Source organism: Paenibacillus sp. 102 (assembly GCF_039549175.1).
GTDB lineage: Bacteria > Bacillota > Bacilli > Bacillales > Bacillaceae_G > Bacillus_A.
The window spans coordinates 79,161-99,946 of record NZ_JBCGHT010000002.1 but is presented as its reverse complement, the minus strand read 5'-3'; the positions used below and the strand labels follow the sequence as shown (position 1 = coordinate 99,946).

General features: G+C 32.7%; 11 protein-coding genes and 1 other annotated feature. Of the genes, 7 read left to right on the top strand and 4 right to left on the bottom strand.

Annotation, left to right across the window (positions count from 1 at the left end):
- Positions 1–135: 135 nt before the first annotated feature.
- Entirely contained in the window at positions 136–633 is a 498-nt protein-coding gene (locus AAIE21_RS06345) for a YndM family protein (RefSeq protein ID WP_343265986.1), read from the bottom strand.
- Positions 634–880: 247 nt separating this feature from the next.
- Between AAIE21_RS06345 and AAIE21_RS06340 the strand changes: the two genes are divergently transcribed.
- A complete protein-coding gene (locus AAIE21_RS06340) occupies positions 881–2,554 on the top strand; it encodes a ribonuclease J (protein ID WP_343265985.1) in 1,674 nt (557 codons plus the stop codon).
- A gap of 159 nt (positions 2,555–2,713) precedes the next feature.
- Positions 2,714–5,929, top strand: a complete 3,216-nt coding sequence (locus AAIE21_RS06335) for an SNF2 helicase associated domain-containing protein (protein ID WP_343265984.1) — start codon at positions 2,714–2,716, stop codon at positions 5,927–5,929.
- A gap of 97 nt (positions 5,930–6,026) precedes the next feature.
- Here AAIE21_RS06335 and AAIE21_RS06330 read toward each other — a convergent pair whose 3' ends face one another.
- Complete coding sequence (locus AAIE21_RS06330; protein WP_017152329.1) at positions 6,027–6,161, bottom strand: DUF3934 family protein; 135 nt, start codon at positions 6,159–6,161, stop codon at positions 6,027–6,029.
- A 483-nt stretch (positions 6,162–6,644) separates the two neighbouring features.
- Positions 6,645–6,905 (top strand) — a binding site (T-box leader).
- Between the two features lie 71 nt (positions 6,906–6,976).
- Between AAIE21_RS06330 and asnA the strand changes: the two genes are divergently transcribed.
- From asnA to AAIE21_RS06315, 3 genes are all read left to right on the top strand, one after another.
- Entirely contained in the window at positions 6,977–7,960 is a 984-nt protein-coding gene (asnA, locus tag AAIE21_RS06325) for an aspartate--ammonia ligase (protein WP_343265983.1), read from the top strand.
- Between the two features lie 254 nt (positions 7,961–8,214).
- Entirely contained in the window at positions 8,215–8,922 is a 708-nt protein-coding gene (locus AAIE21_RS06320; protein WP_343265982.1) for a 4'-phosphopantetheinyl transferase family protein, read from the top strand.
- A gap of 74 nt (positions 8,923–8,996) precedes the next feature.
- Complete coding sequence (locus AAIE21_RS06315; protein WP_343265981.1) at positions 8,997–9,155, top strand: hypothetical protein; 159 nt, start codon at positions 8,997–8,999, stop codon at positions 9,153–9,155.
- A gap of 137 nt (positions 9,156–9,292) precedes the next feature.
- Here AAIE21_RS06315 and AAIE21_RS06310 read toward each other — a convergent pair whose 3' ends face one another.
- The gene (locus tag AAIE21_RS06310; protein WP_343265980.1) at positions 9,293–9,907 is read right to left on the bottom strand and encodes a TetR/AcrR family transcriptional regulator; all 615 of its coding nucleotides are present in this window, start codon (positions 9,905–9,907) and stop codon (positions 9,293–9,295) included.
- A 169-nt stretch (positions 9,908–10,076) separates the two neighbouring features.
- Between AAIE21_RS06310 and cyoE the strand changes: the two genes are divergently transcribed.
- Positions 10,077–10,994, top strand: a complete 918-nt coding sequence (cyoE, locus tag AAIE21_RS06305; RefSeq protein WP_343265979.1) for a heme o synthase — start codon at positions 10,077–10,079, stop codon at positions 10,992–10,994.
- A 299-nt stretch (positions 10,995–11,293) separates the two neighbouring features.
- On the opposite strand, the gene AAIE21_RS06300 is transcribed toward cyoE, so the two are convergent.
- Entirely contained in the window at positions 11,294–12,556 is a 1,263-nt protein-coding gene (locus tag AAIE21_RS06300; protein ID WP_343265978.1) for an MFS transporter, read from the bottom strand.
- Between the two features lie 679 nt (positions 12,557–13,235).
- Here AAIE21_RS06300 and AAIE21_RS06295 point away from each other — a divergent pair.
- On the top strand, positions 13,236–20,729 hold the full coding sequence (locus AAIE21_RS06295; RefSeq protein ID WP_343265977.1) for an amino acid adenylation domain-containing protein: 7,494 nt from the start codon (positions 13,236–13,238) through the stop codon (positions 20,727–20,729).
- Positions 20,730–20,786 lie beyond the last annotated feature (57 nt).

The following is a 20,786-nucleotide window of genomic DNA, read 5'->3' as shown; positions in this document are numbered from 1 at the left end:
AAGAGGGCATTTATAAAAATGTTGTACATTATGTAAAGAATAAGAGGAGGATAGCCAAGGTAGAAAATAATTATTAGCTATCCTTTTGAAAATATAATTGGATTAGGTCTTTTTGGGATGGCAAAAGACCTTTTTTTATTTTAGTTTATCATTTGTATTTTCCATTTTTTCAGATGAATGCACTTTTTGTATTTTAGAATGATCCACATATTCATCTGAAAATTCCATAGCATACTTATCACGATGATGTATGTTAGATGACGGACGTAAATCTTCATTTTCATGTAAAACCATTCTTTTCATGTAAATATGAAAAAATATTTCTACTATACCAATGAGAAGAGCTGCCCAAAAGGAAGATGCTGTAATATTACGAGTTAAATCTATATTTGTAAGAAGATAAATTAACACCCAGATTCCTAAAAAACTCAACCCAAAATCTACAATTGTAGCAACCGTATTTCCATACTTAGGTAAAATAAATAAGTCTCCTATTAAATAGGCTGCCCCTGTAATTACTAAAGAAATAAACAATATCCTAGGGATTGAGATATCTTGAAAAATACCTAATATCATAAGTAGTACAGCACTAACTGCAGTATATTTAATTAATAAGGCCACAACATGTTTCATTAGTGTCCCTCCATTTTTTACTTTGTAAGTAAGGATAAAATATTTATCAACATACTCTATATTAGGTTGTGTTGATACTTTAAAAAAATACAGGAAATTATAAACATAAAATCGATGTAATACTCCCATGAAAAAATATGTATTGGGCTATAAATCAGAATAATCTTTGGTTAGATAGGTTAATCATAAAAAAAGAATTCCATATTTCTTCGAATATATTTGAACGTTTCTCAAAGGGGGATTAATTTTGAGCACAGTAGAAAATACACTATCCATTTTTGCTTTAGGCGGAGTAAATGAAATAGGAAAAAATATGTATGCAATACAATATTCAAACGATATTGTGGTAATTGATTGCGGTTCTAAGTTTCCAGATGAAAGTTTATTAGGAATTGATCTGATTATCCCGGATATTACATACTTGCAAGAAAACAAGGATAAAATTCGAGGTTTAGTTGTTACACATGGACACGAAGATCATATTGGAGGTATCCCGTATCTATTAAAACAATTGAATGTACCAATCTATGCAACAAAATTAACAATCGGTTTAATTGGTATTAAATTAAAAGAACATGGGCTTCAAAATTCGGCCCAACTATTTGTTATTGATTCTGAATCGGTTATTGAGTTTGGTTCAATTAGTTTGACATTTTTTAAAACGAATCATAGTATTCCTGACTGCCTTGGTATTGCTTTTCATACACCAGAAGGTACTGTAGTTCATACAGGCGACTTCAAATTTGATTTGACTCCTGTAAATAATCAATATCCAGATATTCATAAAATGGCTAAAATCGGAAGTGATGGCGTTTTAGCTTTACTCTCTGAAAGTACGAATGCAGAACGTTCTGGATTTACTCCATCAGAACGATCTGTCGGTGAGCGCATTGAAGAAGTGTTCATCAAAGCTCGTAGAAAAGTCATTATTTCTACTTTTGCTTCTAATGTTAATCGTGTACAGCAAGTGGTAGATGCAGCTATAAAGACGAATAGAAAGCTTGCTTTGCTTGGGAGAAGTATGGTAAATGTAGTGTCTGTTGCTCTAGAACAAGGTTATTTGAATATTCCTGAGGGAATGTTAATAGATGCAAATGAGATCAATCAAATGGATCCAGAAAGGGTAGCTATTCTTTGTACTGGAAGTCAAGGTGAACCTATGGCTGCTTTATCCCGTTTAGCCAGTGGAAACTATCGACAGGTAGATATTCTGCCCGAAGATACTGTCATTTTATCTGCAACTCCTATCCCAGGAAATGAACGTAATGTTTCACGTATTATAGATAATTTATTTTTATTGGGAGCCAATGTGATTTATGGGTCGGGCAGTTCAACGGGAATGCATGTTTCTGGACATGCCTATCAAGAAGAATTAAAATTAATGCTTACTTTAATGAAGCCTAAATATTTCATTCCTATTCATGGTGAATTTAGAATGTTACATCATCATAGCCTATTAGCAGAGTCCGTTGGCGTTAAGAAAGAGAATATTTTTGTTATTCGTAATGGTGATGTTGTTGACATAAAGAAGCAAGTCGCTTGGAAAGCTAGACGAATACCTGCAGGGAATGTATATGTAGATGGATTGGGCATTGGTGATGTTGGAAACGCCATTTTACGCGATCGTAAACAGCTTTCTGAAGATGGTATGCTTGTTATAGTTATCACTCTTAGTAAAACAGAAGGGAAAATTATTTCTGGTCCGGATACGATTTCTCGTGGGTTTGTATATGTTCGTGATTCGGAAGAGTTTTTGCAGAGCATTAACCAATTAGTTGTAACAACCATTAATAACTTACAAAAAGAAAACGTAAGTAGGTGGAATGTTCTTAAAAAAGAAATAAAAGAAGTACTTGGAAAGTTTGTATACTCACATACAAAAAGAAAACCAATGATTCTTCCTATAATAATTGAAGTTTAAACTGACTGTTTTAAGTAATTGCTGTTTGATATTACTGTGTATGCATGTAAAATGTTGTATAAGAGTAGATAAAAAACATTAGAAATGCTTGTATTCTAATGTTTTTTTTATATAACGTTAAGAAAGATAAATTTTTATATTTAGGGAAGGGCCAAAATAATGAGCTTTACATTAAATAAAACAATAATTAAACAGTTATGTGGAGAAACCTCATATAAAAAAGGTGAGGCCTATTATAAGACGAACAAGGTTGATATTACAAATTATAATGCTCAGAGAAATATTTGCGAGGCAATAGTGAAAGGAAACGAAGATTTCTATGTCAAGATAGAAACTGCTGATAATGGTGATGTTGTTGGAGAATGCACCTGTCCTTCACTAGCTTCTTTTCATACATACTGTCAACATATTGCAGCTGCATTACTATATATAAATAATCTTCAACAAAGTGCTGGGTCATTAGAAGCTAATTCAAAAAAGGATTCCATGAACTCTAGAGATGCGCAACTAACAAGTGGCATGTTGGATTTATTTGATGAAAAGCCACTGCGTCCTAAAAGTAAGCAGCATAGATTTGATACACGAAAAATACTTGATGTGGAATTCATTTGTACTCCAGTTGCTTCAAAAAATGGGGGAACGTTGTTTGGTATTCAGGTGAAGCTTGAGAAGTTATACCTTGTATATAAACTTAGAGAATTTCTTAATAGAGTGGAACAGAGAGAGTCTTTTATCTGTTCAAATGATTTTACCTATACGCCAGAGGTCTACAGTTTTCAACAGGAAACAGACGCTGTTATTCAACAATTGATTCAAATTTATCGGAATGAAAAAATGTATGTAGAATCATTGCAAATGAGCTCTGAACAAAATGAAAGTATGATCTTAATTCCGCCAGCTTCTTGGAAGGAGCTGCTTTCTCTGCTTTCTAATACTTCATTTGTAAGACTACAACATGATGGACAATCAATTCATGGTGTACATGTCTCGAAAGGGTTACTGCCTTTAGAGTTTGAGTTCAATAAAGGTACAAATGGAGGATATACACTTCAGATTGATGGGTTACAACAAGTTCAGGTAATGGATACATACGGTTATGCTCTTTTGGGAGGAAAGTTATATCGTCTAGCTGCGGAGGATTGCCATAGACTTATTGAATTAAAGAGAATGATGAATCGTTCGCAAAGTAATCAATTTCATATTCCTGCTGAGAAAATGGAGCACTTTGTAGCGAAGGTCGTACCAGGTTTAATGAAGCTTGGAAATGTTCGGATTGATGAGGTTCTATCGGAGCGTGTTGAGAAAACACCTCTTAAAGCCAAATTGTTTTTAGATCGAGTCAAGAATCGATTACTGGCAGGACTAGAATTCCAATATGGAAATGTTGTTATTAATCCGTTAGAAGAGGATGGACAACCCTCTGTCTTCAATCGCGACGAGAAAAAAGAACAAGAAATTTTAGAAATGATGAATGAAAGTGCCTTTGCCAAGACGGAGGGCGGCTATTTTATGCATAATGAGGAAGCTGAATATAATTTCTTATATCATGTTGTTCCAAAATTAAAGAGTTTACTTGAGATTTATGCGACTACTGCTATTAAGTTGCGTATCCATAGAGGAAACAGTGCACCTATTATAAGGGTAAGGAGGAAAGAGCGAATTGATTGGTTATCATTCCGTTTTGATATAAAAGGCATTCCTGAAGCTGATATTAAAAATGTATTGGTAGCACTCGAAGAGAAACGGAAATATTATCGATTAACGAACGGATCCTTGCTATCACTAGAGAGTAAGGAATTTAATGAAATCAACCAGTTTATAAAGGAATCGGGTATCCGAAAAGAAATATTACAAGGGGAGGAAGTGAATGTACCACTAATTCGCAGTGTGAAATGGATGAGTTCACTTCAGGAAGGAAATGTTCTGAGTGTAGATCAATCCGTTCAAGAGTTGGTAGAAAACATTCAAAATCCTAGAAATCTAAAATTTACTGTACCGGATAGTTTAAAAACGGTACTTAGAGAGTATCAAAAAGATGGATTCGAATGGATGAAAACACTTGCACATTATCGTTTTGGTGGTATTTTAGCAGATGATATGGGACTCGGCAAAACGCTGCAAAGCATTACTTTTATCGCTTCCGTTTTGCCTGAAATTCGAGAGAAGAAACTACCTGTATTAGTTGTATCTCCTTCTTCTTTAGTTTATAACTGGCTGAGTGAACTAAAGAAATTTGCGCCTAATATACGAGCTGTTATTGTGGATGGGAATCAAACAGAGCGCCGCAATATTTTAAAAGATGTTACAAAGTTTGATGTCATTATTACGTCGTATCCTTTATTACGAAGAGATGTAAAGTTATATGCCCAGCCATTTCATACACTATTTCTTGATGAGGCACAGGCATTTAAAAATCATATGACACAAACTGCAAAAGCAGTGAAAACAATTCAGGTAGAGTATCGTTTTGGATTGACTGGAACTCCTGTAGAAAATTCATTAGAAGAACTTTGGTCCATTTTTCATGTAGTCTTTCCAGAATTGTTACCAGGAAGAAAAGAATTTGGAGATTTAAAGCGTGAAAACATTGCGAAGCGGGTAAAACCTTTTATACTAAGACGCTTAAAAGAAGATGTATTAAAGGAATTACCAGAGAAAATAGAGCACTTACAATCATCCGAACTATTACCTGATCAAAAAAAGCTTTATGCGGCTTATTTAGCAAAGTTGAGAGAAGAAACGTTAAAACATTTAAATAAAGATACATTGCGTAAAAATAAAATTAGGATTTTGGCTGGTTTGACGAGGCTTCGGCAAATTTGTTGTCACCCCGGTTTATTTGTTGATGATTACAGAGGAAGTTCGGCTAAATTTGAACAGCTACTCGAAATCTTGGAGGAATGCAGAAGTACAGGGAAGCGAATTCTTATTTTTTCGCAATTTACGAAGATGCTTTCCATTATTGGACTTGAATTGAATCGTCAAGCTATACCGTATTTCTATTTAGATGGGAATACGCCATCAGCTGAGCGTGTAGAATTATGCAATCGGTTTAACGAGGGGGAAGGCGATTTATTCCTCATCTCTTTAAAGGCTGGTGGTACGGGGCTTAATTTAACTGGTGCTGATACCGTTATACTATACGATTTATGGTGGAATCCTGCGGTCGAACAGCAAGCTGCAGATCGTGCTTATCGAATGGGACAAAAGAATACTGTACAAGTAATCAAATTAGTAGCACATGGTACAATTGAAGAAAAAATGCATGAGCTGCAGGAGAGCAAAAAGAATCTAATTGCTGAGATTATTGAGTCTGGACAGGAAAAGTTGGCTTCCATTACGGAAGAAGAAATCAGGGACATTCTTATGATTTAACATAGAGGGTTTAAAGAAATAAAAAGCTATGCTTTCATAGATGTGAAAGCATAGCTTTTTTCATTATGAACGTAATAACTACATTCTTTTTTGTTAGTTATTTTTTTGTACCTTTACTTTTATAAGGTTTAGCATTTTTCTTTTTCTTAGCGCTAGATTGCCAGCGGTTCCATCCTTTACTTCCTGTCCCTTGGCCTGTTCCTTTCTTAGCTTTAGCTTTCGTTTTGCTCATATAATCACTCCGTTATTATAGAAAATCTACTTTGATAGTAGTCAATGTCTTTGAAATATAATCTCGATCCATGACTATGTTTGTTCCTAATAGTTGTTGATCAGAACAAACAACTGAATGTTCTATTATATCATAAAATGGGAAGTAATTTGATGCATTATGAAATCATTATCGAAATTTGTATAGATTTATTCGAATTGTAGAATGTTATTACATATGATGAAATTTATGAGAAATACAATGGATTCTGTTTTTCGGACGATTATACTACTTGTCATATACATAATGGTTACAGTGAGTAAATCATTTTTTGAATTAAAGCAACAAAAGGGGCGGTAGAGCGGATAAGGATTTTTAATAAATTACAAACAATCAATAAAGCCGTAAAATAAAGAATTAAAAAATATTTTCAAACTTTTTGTTGACTTTCTCGTTTTTTTGTATAGAATAATCATTAATAAAATGTTTCAGAGATGTGACAATAAAACGACTGTGAAAGGACGAGTAGTAGTAGGACGTAGTCAAAGCGAGTCAGGGGTGGTGTGAGCCTGATACGAAGCCTGTTATGAAGAACCTCCTGGAGTCGCTAACCGAAATCCTTTAGAGGAAAGTAGACTTAGCCGGAAACTTCGCCGTTACAAGAAGAACAGTATCGAGATTTTTCTAGTCTCCGTACTGAATAAGTGAGCAACCTCTGTTGCTAATTTGGGTGGTACCGCGGAACCAAAGTCTTTCGTCCCAGTTTTTTTGGGAAAGAAGGGCTTTTTTTGTTGGTTTCTTTCCACTACATCCAAACATTTTAGGAGGAAATAGGCATGTATCAATCATTGATGACAGTAAAAGAGACACAAATCGCAATTAAGGAAGTTAAAACATTTTTTGAGGATCAATTAGCAAAACGTCTTGGACTATTCCGCGTATCTGCACCATTATTCGTAACGAAAAAATCAGGTTTAAACGATCACTTAAACGGTGTAGAACGTCCAATTGAATTTGATATGCTTCATTCAGGAGAAGAGTTAGAAATTGTTCATTCACTAGCGAAATGGAAACGATTTGCCTTGCACGAATATGGCTACGAAGCTGGTGAAGGTTTATATACAAACATGAACGCGATTCGCCGCGATGAGGAACTTGATGCAACGCATTCGATTTACGTTGACCAATGGGATTGGGAAAAAATTGTTCAAAAAGAATGGCGTACCGTAGATTACTTACAAGAAACAGTACGAATAATTTATGGAATATTCAAAGAGTTAGAAGATCATTTATTTGAAAAATATCCGTTCCTTGGAAAGTACTTACCAGAAGATATCGTATTTGTTACATCACAAGAATTAGAAGATAAATATCCAGAGTTAACACCGAAAGATCGCGAGCATGCGATTGCAAAAGAGCACGGTGCAGTCTTTATTATTGGAATTGGTGATGCGCTTCGCTCTGGTGAAAAACATGATGGACGCGCAGCTGACTACGATGATTGGAAATTAAACGGAGATATCTTATTCTGGCATCCGGTACTGCAATCCTCATTTGAATTATCGTCAATGGGTATCCGTGTTGACAGTAAATCACTTGACGAACAATTAACAAAAACAGGTGAGGATTTCAAACGTGATTACGATTTCCATAAAGGTATTTTAAAAGATGTACTTCCGCTTACAATTGGCGGTGGTATTGGACAATCAAGAATGTGCATGTACTTCTTACGTAAAGCGCATATCGGTGAAGTTCAATCTTCTGTATGGCCTGATGAAATGCGTGAGGCATGTAAGAAGGAAAACATTCATTTGTTTTAAGAGGGAAATATGGTAGAGTTAGTATAGTCATATGGACACAATTTACTTAAGGTTTTACAATGGATTTTAAGGAGAAAGTGTCCGTATGATACTTATATCGAGGGATTTTATAACTGCAAACGAATCCATAGTAGCATTGGTTTTAAAAGTCCTCGAGCAATAGAAGATCTGCTAAAAAGTAGCTTAGATGTAACTTTTTTGTGATCAAAATATTGACTCAAATCCACTAAAAAGTAAAAGGTAGTCGAAGTTAGATGATGGAAATATATATTGTAAGAATCCCTATAAAAATAGAAAATAGATTATTTCAACAATTATTAGAGTGTGTTTCTAATGAAAAGCGAGAGAAGATTGAAAGTTTCCATAGGAAAGAAGATGCTTATAGAGGACTTATTGCCGATCTTCTTGTTAGAAGTTTGGTTATGCGAAAATATAACATTTTAAATAAAGAAATTGAATTTCAAACTAATGTTTATGGAAAGCCTTGTTTACATGGTTTTTCTAATTTTGAATTTAATATTTCTCATTCAGGTGATTGGATTGTTTGTGCTGTTGATAAATTTTCGATTGGTGTAGATGTTGAAATGATAAAACCAATTGAATTTGATATAGCAAAAAGCTTTTGTACAGTAGCGGAATATGATGAGTTGCTTTCTATAGCTTCGCTAAAGCAACTAGATTATTTTTATGATCTTTGGACTATAAAAGAAAGTTATGTAAAAGCAATAGGGAAAGGATTAACAATTCCTCTGAATTCTTTTTTAGTTAAAAGACACGACTCGAACCATATTGAAATAATAAAAAATAATAAAAAAACCCCGTATTTTATTAGACAATATGATATTGATGATCAGTATAAGCTATCAGTATGTGCGATGCATAATAGCTTTCCTGCTTATCTTCAACCTATTAACTTTGTTAGTATAGCGCAAGAAATATTAGATAAAAATGTATTATTTTAAGATCGTCCTTATATTAAGAATTGTTGGTTAACTTAATTTTTTCTCGAAATTTTTATGTATATAAAATGTAGTCAATGTATACGGGGCGAATAAGCAATGATTTTCTCTTTCTACCGGATTTAAGAGAGAATAATCAGCAAGTAAAAGAGCTTATAGGAACAGAGAAAGAAAAGGATACGAAGTTAACAGTACAGCTTATGACAGGAATGATTGAGTTAAAGCGTGATAAATAAAAAGAGTTTTAAAGAAATGATATTTAGGCATAAAATTATTAACAAAAAAGCAGGTGCTAAATGGATGTAAAATATCGATTTAGTACCTGTTTTTTATTGTATAACTCTCTTTTTTGATTTGTGTATTTGAGGATTTCTTAATTTTCTTGACTGGAGGAAAGAAGCATGTTTTGTAGTGTCTTTTTATATAAATCGAGAGGGATATGTTGCTGATTCATATTATAAAATATGGACATGCCATTTTCTAATGAAAGCATGCTCCATGTTATTTCTTTTGCAGATAAAGTAGATTTGTAGTCTTCCTTTAGTAGCAAACTGTCGATAGCTTTGGAAATTTGCTCTACTGCTTCTGTTATCATATTTGACCATTTATGACACACGGATTCTTCGCGCATTGCATATAGAAGGAATTCCATGCTAAGCATGCTCCATGCTTTTGTTTTCTGTCTAACTAAATGAGAATACTCATCCATCGTTTCGATAAAACTTGCTAATGATTGCTGCTGTTCTATTACTTGACGGATGTCTTGTACATATGAAGTCATTTGTTGTTCTACAATAGCTAGAAAAAGATCTTCTTTTGTATGAAAATGAGCATAAACAGCACCTTTACTAAATCCAGCATGTTCTGCAATTTTATCAACAGAAGCTCCATGGAATCCTAGTTTAGCGAAGGTTTCAAAAGCGGACTCTAAAAGTAATTGTCGTGTTTCTTGTTTTCGCTGTTCCTGTGTTAATCTTCGGCGGCTCATCGTATTCCCCCTTCTCTTGACAAGTATATCATATGGTATTAATATACCGAGTAGTATATAAGTTCAAATTAGTATATAATTTGTGAACGATATATAGTGTGAAAATAAAAAGTAGGAATAAAGTTTTTTATTGTAGTAAGATAATCTAATAGAAGGGGGAAGAGATATTATGCGAAGGAAAAAAGAATTAACAAATTCGAAACGAAAGTTATCGGAAATTTTAGCCCAAACTGTTAAGACTGGCATAATTAAATCGAATTTGGTCCCAATGTTTGCTGGATTGACATTGGCTTTATATAAATATAAGATTAGCCCGTTTGAAAAAATTCCAGAGATTATATTTGCCTTCATCGGTTCAATCTTAATAATAGGTGCAGCGGGGGCTTTTAATAACTTGTATGATCGTGATATTGATTCTATCATGGAGAGAACAAAAAATAGACCGACTGTAACTGGAGAAATCAGTCCTAAAGCTGTATTATGGCTTGGAATATTGATGACGATCTCCGGCTTAGTATTTCTTGCGCTTACTACATATTTAGCGGCATTATTAGGATTTTTAGGTTTATTTTTGTACGTTGTACCTTATACAATGTGGAGTAAAAGAAGAACGATTTATAATACAGAAATTGGAAGTGTTTCGGGCGCAATGCCGCCACTCATTGGTTGGGCCGCTATGTATCCAAATATCACACATCCAGCTATTATTGGTCTTTTTATTATCATGATTATTTGGCAAATGCCTCATTTCTATGCGATAGCGATTCGCAAACATGAGGAGTATAAGGCTGCAAATGTTCCAATGCTCCCAGTAGTAAAAGGGATTAAAAGAACATATATACAAACAAATGTGTATTTAATCATTTTAATTATAATTAGTGTTCTTTTGGGTTCGCTAAGTATTGGTCTTATGTTAGTATCACTTCTTTTAAGTATTTTATGGCTTGCCTTAAGTATTTATGGTTATAAAAAAATGGACTCAGAGAAATGGGCAAAGTCATTGTTTATTTTTTCGCTTTTCCATATGACGATTTTATTTTCCACAATTATTATTTACTCCCTTATGGGTGTTTTTTTCGGAAGCTGAATATAGAGAGAATGAAAGGTGTTTATAATAAGTTGATTTGTAAAGAACAAGAAAAAACAATTTCTCTTGTATAAAAGGGGAAATGTTTGGACTATAGAGAAAGTCTTCTCCATAGTCCACTCTTACGTCAAGCCGTCTCGTTGAAGTTAAATCTTCAGTATGGCCTGATGATTTATATGATGCTTGTGAGAGAAAATATTCATCTGCTTCAATCAAAAAAGAAACAGTGCTACTTTTATATGAAGTAACACTGTTTCTTTTTTTGAATTTCTTATCATACAACAAAAAAGTATTATTTGTTAATCAGTGGTGCGTACGACTTTTACAAAGATAATAAGACAGCAACAGAATAGAGTGACAATTCCTCCAAATATGAATAAAAGTAAAGAAAATGGAGTTCCACTGTTTAAAAGGAGTGTTATTACTGCATAAGATATTGGAAGCAATCCAGTAGTCGCAGCTGTGACAAGACTCATTACTCGTCCGAGTTTATCGACAGGTGTTTTTTCTTGAAGTAAAGTAATGAAAAATATATTGCTAAAAGTTACAACTATCCCAATTAACCCGAGCAATAGCATAATCAGTATTAATTGATTGGTGAGTCCTAGTAATAATACAAATATTCCACAGAAAGCTAAGCTACTTGTAGCAATTAATGCTCTTTTTTTCTTGAGTTTAATTCCAGCTACAACGAGTGCTCCAAGAAACATTCCAACAGATATAGAAGTTTCTAAGAAGCTAAGTGTTAATGCATTTCCTTTTAGAATGGATGTTGCAAGTAATGGAATAGTTACAGATAAAGGGCCTGTTAAAAAAAATCCTCCCAATGTAACCGTTACAAGTAAAGCTGTAATAAAGCTACTATTTTTTACAAAGGAAAAACCTTCATTCCATTCTTGGAGAAAAGAAGGGCTTTCTTCTAAGGTGTTTTCTGTAACTGTATTGGATCTTTGAAGAAATAATACTAGGAACGCACCAAAAAATAATAAAATGGCTATTACTGCAAATAACATGTGAAATGAACCTAAAGTTAAAAAAATTCCTGCAATCATTGGTCCACCAAGAGAACAGACTTGTTGTGTAATTTGAATAATTGAATTTGCTTGAGCTAGTTGTGTTTCGTGGACGATTGTTGGAATAATTGATGATGCAGCTGGCCAGTAAAAGGCTTCTAATATACCAAATATTAATGCGAAAATTAACATTGCTGTAAAAGAAAGTGATTCGTATGCAAGACATATAATCATAAGAACTAATAAGAGGCTACGGGTAGCATCTGAAAAGAACATAATATGCTTTTTTTGTATACGATCTGCTAATACTCCTCCGAAAGGCATCAATAGAAATCGAGGGATAGCTGTCATCATTAACACAAGACCTAAGGAAGCCCCTAAATTTAAGTGTTTTACAACGTACCAAGACTCTGATAATAAATAAACAGCGGAAGCGATTCCTGTAAATATATTAGAAATCCATGCTAATAAAAAGTTTTTATTTTTAAATAATGATACTGTATTGGGATTTTCAGTAGATTTGCCCGCTGTAATTGTTTGTGCATCCATTCACATTCCTCCTAGATTTTATTAGTACCATTGTGAAAAAGATAAAATTTTCATATGGAATTTTTATACGATAAGGGATTGGTCTGAAAAGGTATGTGTGTTATATCAATAAATTTCCATAAAAGAGATCAAAAGATAGAGGGACAGAATTATATTTAAATTAATAAATTATAAAAATAAAAAAATGTATACATATTCCAATCACTAGATTACTACATAAAATGACAATTAGCCATAAAAAAATAAAAAAAAACGAAAATTCAAAAAAAAAACTACAAGAATATTGACATTTTTCTGGAACTCAATTTAATATGAATGTTGTGAGTTTCAAATATTGTAAATTATAAGAATTTTTAACTGTTTGAGAGAATTGTTGATTTTTTTAGTTGCTTTTTTCTTTCTTTTTAGTTTGTAGTGTTTAGCAAATAAGTGCATCAAGTTATTTTCTCCATTTTCGAGTTAAACGCCTCCCACATAAGTAATGTGAAAAGTAAACTTTTATGTTATGACTTTTAAAAATTACTTCTTTGATTTGTTTTATTTATATGTAATAAAGAATAGAGGTGCTAGCATCAAAAGAAAGTTATGTAGATAAGTTTATATTTACAAATTTTTTTTTTTACAGTGTATGATTAGAAAATAATTCGTAGTTGATGGAAATATAGGAAGGAGTTTAGCGATGGAATTGAAAAATAACTATTCTTCGTTGATGTTGAAACATAATACAGATCAATTGCCAATAAGGGAAAGGAATTTATGTTTTAAACAAATTCGCTTCAATTTTCATGATAAATTTGAGCTTCAGCAATTTTTAAACATAATTGATCAGATTGTTGCAGGGAAGCGATATCTTTTATCTCACGAAAAAGAAAATGAGTTGAAACTGTTAGAGGGACAGAAGATAAAAGTTGCTTTTTATAGTGAATTTGAAGTTGAAAAAATGCAGTATAGGGATCAAGAAAAGAAAATATTTTGTGAAAAAAGAAATCAGGAAGAGGATTCTTTTTTAGATTTTACGATTTTTCAAATTAATAAAGAACAGTATGAATTTGTTGTTAATTTTTATTTTGAGAAAATTGGAATAGAATCAATTCAAAACATATTAACATTGCTATTTAGCATGTATTATTTTGAAAGAGGTATACAAAAGAACATCAAAATAAAAAAGAAGGATTGTATACAAGAAAATGAAAAGCAAGATGTGCTTTCTTATTGGGAAAGTTATGTGGCAGATTATGAAGAGATTGTTGAAATACCCAAGCAATATAGCAAAGAGGGGTATAGTCCCAATTGGGAGACAGTTAGTTTAATAATAGAAGAACAGTTGTTTCGTAAAATAGTAAAAATGGAACAAGAAACTCATATATCCATAAGTACAGTATTACAAACCATGTGGGGAATTCTTTTACAAAAATATAACAATTGCGATGATGTAATATTTGGTACAAATGTAAAAGGAGGTCCAATTGAAACATATAATACAATGTTAATGCGTATTAAAAATAAGACGGACGAATCGTTTAGTGGATTGTTAAAAAGGATACATAATGAATCTATTCAATCTCGAAATTTTAATCACCCATTATTATCTGATTTTGAAGGAGAGGGCTATATAACAAATGCTATGTTCTTTCAAAAAGAGGAAGTACCGTTTTCTTTGGATCAATTTCGAGATGAAAGCACTATAGAGTATGAAATTTCAGAGATAGCAGAATTTGATTTTAATGTATATGTATCGCTGAATGATGGATTAGCATTGAAATTCAAATTTAACAAAAACGTATATACGAAAGAATTTATAGAAGACTTGTGTGAGAACTTCAACTATGTTATGAACCAAATCTTAGAAGACCCAATGGTCTTAATGAAAGATTTGAATCTTACTACGTTACAGAAAAAACATCAAATTTTGTTTGAGTTTAATGACACAGATGCTGATTATCCTAAAAATAAAACGATTTCTTGCTTATTTGAAGAACAAGTGAATAAAACACCTAAAAATATAGCATTAGTATATAAAGATACCAGTATGACATATGAAGAATTAAATCAAAGGGTTAACCAATTAGCACGTATTCTACGTCGAAGCGGTATACAACCAGGGGATTTTGTAGGAGTACTATTAGATCGATCTCCTGCAATGATAGTTGCAACCTTAGGTATTCTAAAAGCTGGCGGGACGTATGTACCTATTGATCCTGAATATCCTCAAGAGCGTATTAGTTATATTTTAGAAGATAGTAAGGTGCAGTTGTTGTTGACTGAGGGGACATATAGAGAAAAGATAAGTAAATATAAAAATGAAAGCCTAATAATAGATGAACTAGATTTTTCTCAAGAAAATGACAGTAATGTATTAGAGATAAATACATCAGACGATACAGCCTATGTTATTTACACTTCAGGATCGACTGGGAAACCAAAAGGGATTTTAACATCACATCGTAATGTTATTAAAACGATTGTTAATAATAAATACCTTGAGATTAATGATAGAGATAATATACTTCAGTTATCAAATTATGCTTTTGATGCTTCTACATTTGATATATATGGTGCATTATTGAATGGTGCAAAATTAGTTTTGGTAACCAAAGATACGGCTTTAAATCCATTTAAATTAGGAGATATGATTCAGAAACAAAACATTACGATTTTATTTATGACAACAGCTTTATTTAATGTTGTTGTAGAAACGAACATAGCATGTTTGAAAAATTTAAAGAAAGTACTATTTGGCGGAGAAAAAGCATCTATTAAACATGTACAAAAAGCATTTGAATTACTTGGGGAAGGTCGCATTTTAAATATGTACGGGCCAACTGAAACAACTGTGTATGCCACGTATTACGAAGTTACAGATCTAGTGAAGAAAAATAAAAAAGTTCCTATTGGAAAACCAATTAGTAATACAAAAATATATGTATTAGATAAAAATAATAAATTGCAACCTCCATATGCTATAGGAGAGATTTGCATTAGTGGAGATGGAGTAGCAAAAGGATATTTAAATCGCTTAGATTTAACAAGGGAAAAATTTGTAGCTCATCCATTTATATCAGGGGATACGATTTATAGGACAGGAGATTTAGGGTACTGGCTGCCTGATGGGAATATAGAGTTTATAGAAAGAGCGGATCATCAAGTAAAGATTAGGGGACACCGCATTGAACTAGGGGAAATTGAAAAATGTCTAATGAATTATAGCGATATTAAGGAAGCCATTGTGATAACGAAAAATGATGCACATAATCAAGTTTACCTTTGTGCATATTTAGTTATGAACAGGAGTTGTGAAGTCTCTAAATTAAGAGAATATTTAGCGGGTATCTTACCTAACTATATGATTCCCTCTCACTTTGTTAAACTAAATTCTTTGCCACTTACATTGAATGGGAAGGTGGATAAAAAAGCTTTACCAAATCCAGATATACAAATAGATTCGCACTTTTTGGCGCCTTCTAATGAAGTGGAAGAAAAATTAACCTCTCTGTGGAAATCGGTGCTCAACATAGGGGCAGTAGGTGTTAATGATAATTTCTTTCATTTAGGTGGGCATTCCTTAAAGGCAATGATATTAATTGCATCTATTTTCAAAGAATTCGGGATTCACATCTCTATAAAATCTATTTTTGCAAATCCCACAATTAAAGAATTGTCGCAATATATAGCTAGTTTAGAGAAGGAGAAAGAGTATAAGGAAATTACTAGTATTGAAGAAAGAGAATATTATCCAGTTTCTTCAGCTCAAAAAAGGCTGTATGCAATTCAAAAAATCAAGGAATCTAATACGAGTTATAACATTTGTAATGCTTGGCGTATAGAAGGAGATCTAGATATAGCTAGGTTAGAATATGCACTTCATACTTGCATTGAAAGACACGAAACATTACGAACATCGTTTCATTATATAGATGGGGAATTAGTACAAAAAGTACAATCAGAAGTAGATTTTAAACTTTTGTATCATGAATCTACAGAAGATATTCATACGATAATTTCTTCATTTATAAAACCATTTGTTTTAAGTGAAGCGCCGTTACTTAGAGCTGCAATAGTTAAATTAAAAGATAAACAGTATATTTTTATGATCGATATTCATCATATTATCGTTGATGGAATATCGATGGGATTGTTGTACAAAGAAATCTCTCAGCTATACCAAGGAGAAGTATTAACGCCATTAAAGATTCAATATAAAGATTATGCTGCTTGGCAACAAAATGTTGTACAGCAGAATACATGGGAGAAGCAAAAGAAATATTGGATAAATCAATTAAATGGGGAACTACCTATATTACAGCTTCCTACAGATTATATGCGTCCTCCTGTGCAAACCTTTGAGGGGAAAAAAATTAATTTTTCTATTGGAGTAGAACTATCAGCTCAGCTTAGAAAACTAGCTAGTGAGCAGGAAGCTACTTTATATATGGTGTTGCTTGCAGCGTACCATGTTTTACTAGCAAGATATACAGGACAAAATGAAATTGTAATTGGTTCACCAATTGCGGGTAGAACACATGTGGATTTGGATTCTGTATTCGGTATGTTTGTCAATACAATTGCATTAAGGAACATTTCTAAAGATGATCAAACGTTTAATAAATTCTTATCTAATGTGAAAGAGTCTGTAATCGATGCTTACGAACATAGTGAATATCCATTAGAAGAGCTTATTGAAGAACTCAATATTCGTAGAGACGTGAGTAGAAATCCACTATTTGACACAATGTTTATTTTGCAAAATATGGAGTACTCTAAACTGGAAATTCCAAGTGCTTTATGTAATCAGTATGAATTAGATTGGAAGCAATCTAAATTAGATTTGTCATGGGAAATTTATGATTTCGACACAATGCAGGTTTCGGTAGAGTACAGCACATCCTTGTTTGAAGATACTACCATTCAAAGAATGGCACAGCACTTTATAAATATTTTAGAGAAAATCGTTTTAAATCCCAATATTAATTTAAATGAAATAAATATTCTTACAATGCAAGAAAAAAAGCAGCTATTAGTAGAATTTAATGAAACGAAAAAATCATTCCTTAACGAACATACAATCCAACAAATGTTTGAAGAACAAGTAAAGAAAACTCCGAATCATATTGCAGTTGTTTTCCAACAACAAAATATGACATATAAAGAATTAAATGAAAGGGCAAATCAATTGGCGAGGTATTTGCGCTTAAAAGGTATAGCAAGAGATCAGTTTGTTGGAATTATGGTGAATAAATCTATTGAAATGGTCGTCGGTGTATTAGCGGTATTAAAAGCTGGAGGAGCTTATATTCCAATCGATCCAAAATATCCATCAAATCGTATTTATACTATGCTACAGGATAGTGGAGCGAAATTGTTACTTACACAAGAGTCAATTCGTGTTCCGGAAGAATACGAAGGAGAAATTTTGAGAATAGACCTTGCTCAATACTATCAAGGAGAAACAAGTAATTTAGAAATCATTAATAAACCGTCGGATTTAGCTTATATGATTTACACTTCTGGCTCAACTGGTAATCCGAAAGGAGTTATGATCGAGCATCAAGGAGTATGTAACTTTAGCCTGGTTGCTGAGGAATACGGGATTAAAGAGGGAGCTCGTGTTTTACAATTTGCTTCATTTAGTTTTGATGCTTCTGTAGCGGAAATATTCCATACGTTGCTTACAGGAGCCGTTTTATATGTTGAGTCGAAAGAAACGTTGCTTTTAAATGTAACAAAATGGCTGAAAGATAACAGAATTACATCTGTTACGTTACCTCCAAGTCTGCTAAGAGCAATGGAATATGATTCGCTTCCTGATTTGCAAACAATTGTTACGGCAGGGGAGTCTTGTACAAAAGAATTAGTTCAATTGTGGGGAAAAAAATACAATTTGATTAATGCTTATGGACCTACAGAAGCTACAATTGGAGCTACCTTTGCATCACTATCTAATCAGAATAATGTTATATCAATTGGGAAACCTGTCGCTAATAAGAAAATTTATATTATTAACAAGCAAAACCAGTTACAACCAATAGGTGTTCCAGGTGAATTATGTATTGGTGGAATTGGATTGGCTAGAGGATATTGGAATCGTCCAGATTTAACAAAAGAAAAGTTTATCCCTAATCCGTTTGAAAAAGGTGAATATATTTATAGAACAGGAGATCTAGCACGTTGGCTACCGAATGGGAATATTGAATTTTTAGGAAGAATAGATCATCAAGTGAAAGTTAAAGGGCATCGAATAGAGATAGAGGAGATTATGAATGTGCTTCTTAAACATAAATCTGTTAAGGAAGTAGCAATCATGGACTGGAAAGATGAAAATCAGCAAACATATTTATGTGCATATGTTGTTTTTCAAAACACATGTACAATTTTAGAGTTGAGAAAGTATTTAACATCTGTATTGCCAGATTATATGGTTCCTTCTTATTTTGTAGAGCTTGAGAGAATCCCATTAACTCCTAATAATAAGGTAGATAGACAGATGTTAGCGTTGCGCAAACCTAAGGAAATAATTCAGCCTAATATAGAACGAGTAGCACCTAGAAATGATATGGAACAGCTCCTTGTAGAAATATGGACTGAAGTTCTTAAAATAGAGCAAATTGGGATAAATGATAATTTCTTGGAGTTAGGTGGAGACTCGATAAAGGGAATTCAAATTGCAGCTAAGCTAAACCATCATAATTATAAGCTTGATATAAAAGATTTATATGAATATCCTACTATAGCTCAGTTGGCACCCGAAGTGAAAAAAGATCAGACGGAGGTTGAACAAGGTATTGTTTTTGGGGAAGGTCCTCTAACACCTATTCAAGAGTGGTTTTTCAAACAAAATATAGATAACTATAACCATTGGAATCAAGCAATGATTTTAAAGAATAAACAAGGATGGAATGAAAAAAGTGTTAGAAAAATATTGGAGAAAATAGTAGAACATCATGATGCTTTACGAATGAGAGGAAAGAATAAAGAAACTCAATTTTTAGCGGGCTTAGATAAAGAAAATTTTCAATTACATGTTTTTGATTTGAAACATGAAGAAGATATAGAAAACAAGATTGAGAAGGAAGCCAATCTTCTTCAAAAGAGCATCAATTTAAAAAGCGGACCTCTTGTACAAAGTGGGCTATTTCATACAAAGCATGGTGATTATTTATTAATTATTATTCACCATTTCGTGATAGATGGGATTTCATGGCGTATATTTTTAGAAGATTTTTATAATGGTTATGAAATGGTGAACGATGGTAAGGAGCCAATTTTCACGGCTAAGACAACTTCTTATTTAACATGGAGTAAATGTTTACAAGAATATAGAGTAAGTGAGAACATGAGAAAAGAGTTAGCATATTGGAAAGATATAGATAAACGGGTTGTTCCTTCGTTGAAAAAAGATATGGATGCTCCTGATCAATATGCTTTAAAAGATAGTGAAGTAGTAACGGTTATGCTAGAACAAAAATTCACAGAACCTCTTTTAACAAATGTGCATCGTGTATATCGTACTGAAGTGAATGATTTATTATTGAGTGCACTTGTTCTCACGATTCAAAAGTGTATGGGAATAAATAGGGTATCGGTTATGTTAGAAGGACATGGGCGAGAAGATATTATTGAACAAGTTAACATCACAAGAACAATAGGTTGGTTCACTTCAATTTACCCAGTAATTTTTGAATTGAAAAATACAGATTTATCGAATGCGATTAAAGAAGTAAAAGAAACATTACGGAGAGTTCCTAACAAAGGGATAGGTTATAACATATTGAAATATCCAAATGTATCTAAGGATGAAAATAAAGTATTCTCAGGAAAAATACCGGAAATTAATTTTAATTATTTAGGTGAATTTAATGATGAAAATGAAGTGGAAGGATTAGCCTTTACTTCTATACCGATAGGGAAATGTATGGATCCTTGTACAAAAATCACAGCTGCAATAGAAATAAATGGGATGGTTGTAAATGGAGAAGTAAACTTTATTTTCCGATATAATCCCAATATGTATTATAAAGAAACGATTGAAAATATAGCAAATATGTATATTCATTATTTAATACAGATTGTACACCATTGCGAAGGACGAGAAGATGAAGTATTGACTCCTAGTGATTTTAGTACAACTGATATAGATTTAGAAGAACTAGGTTCCTTTTTAGAATCATTAAATTAAAGTTTGTAGAAGGTATTGAGACAAAGCTAGGGATCTTTCCCTGCTTTGTTCAATAAT

Excerpts from the sequence above, each read along its gene's own strand:
- cyoE (WP_343265979.1), top strand. The coding sequence starts at position 10,077 with ATGCGAAGGAAAAAAGAATTAACAAATTCGAAACGAAAGTTATCGGAA.
- AAIE21_RS06310 (WP_343265980.1), bottom strand. The coding sequence starts at position 9,907 with ATGAGCCGCCGAAGATTAACACAGGAACAGCGAAAACAAGAAACACGA.
- AAIE21_RS06345 (WP_343265986.1), bottom strand. The coding sequence starts at position 633 with ATGAAACATGTTGTGGCCTTATTAATTAAATATACTGCAGTTAGTGCT.
- asnA (WP_343265983.1), top strand. The coding sequence starts at position 6,977 with ATGTATCAATCATTGATGACAGTAAAAGAGACACAAATCGCAATTAAG.
- AAIE21_RS06330 (WP_017152329.1), bottom strand. The coding sequence starts at position 6,161 with ATGAGCAAAACGAAAGCTAAAGCTAAGAAAGGAACAGGCCAAGGGACA.
- AAIE21_RS06295 (WP_343265977.1), top strand. The coding sequence starts at position 13,236 with ATGGAATTGAAAAATAACTATTCTTCGTTGATGTTGAAACATAATACA.
- AAIE21_RS06300 (WP_343265978.1), bottom strand. The coding sequence starts at position 12,556 with ATGGATGCACAAACAATTACAGCGGGCAAATCTACTGAAAATCCCAAT.
- AAIE21_RS06315 (WP_343265981.1), top strand. The coding sequence starts at position 8,997 with ATGTATACGGGGCGAATAAGCAATGATTTTCTCTTTCTACCGGATTTA.
- AAIE21_RS06320 (WP_343265982.1), top strand. The coding sequence starts at position 8,215 with ATGATGGAAATATATATTGTAAGAATCCCTATAAAAATAGAAAATAGA.
- AAIE21_RS06335 (WP_343265984.1), top strand. The coding sequence starts at position 2,714 with ATGAGCTTTACATTAAATAAAACAATAATTAAACAGTTATGTGGAGAA.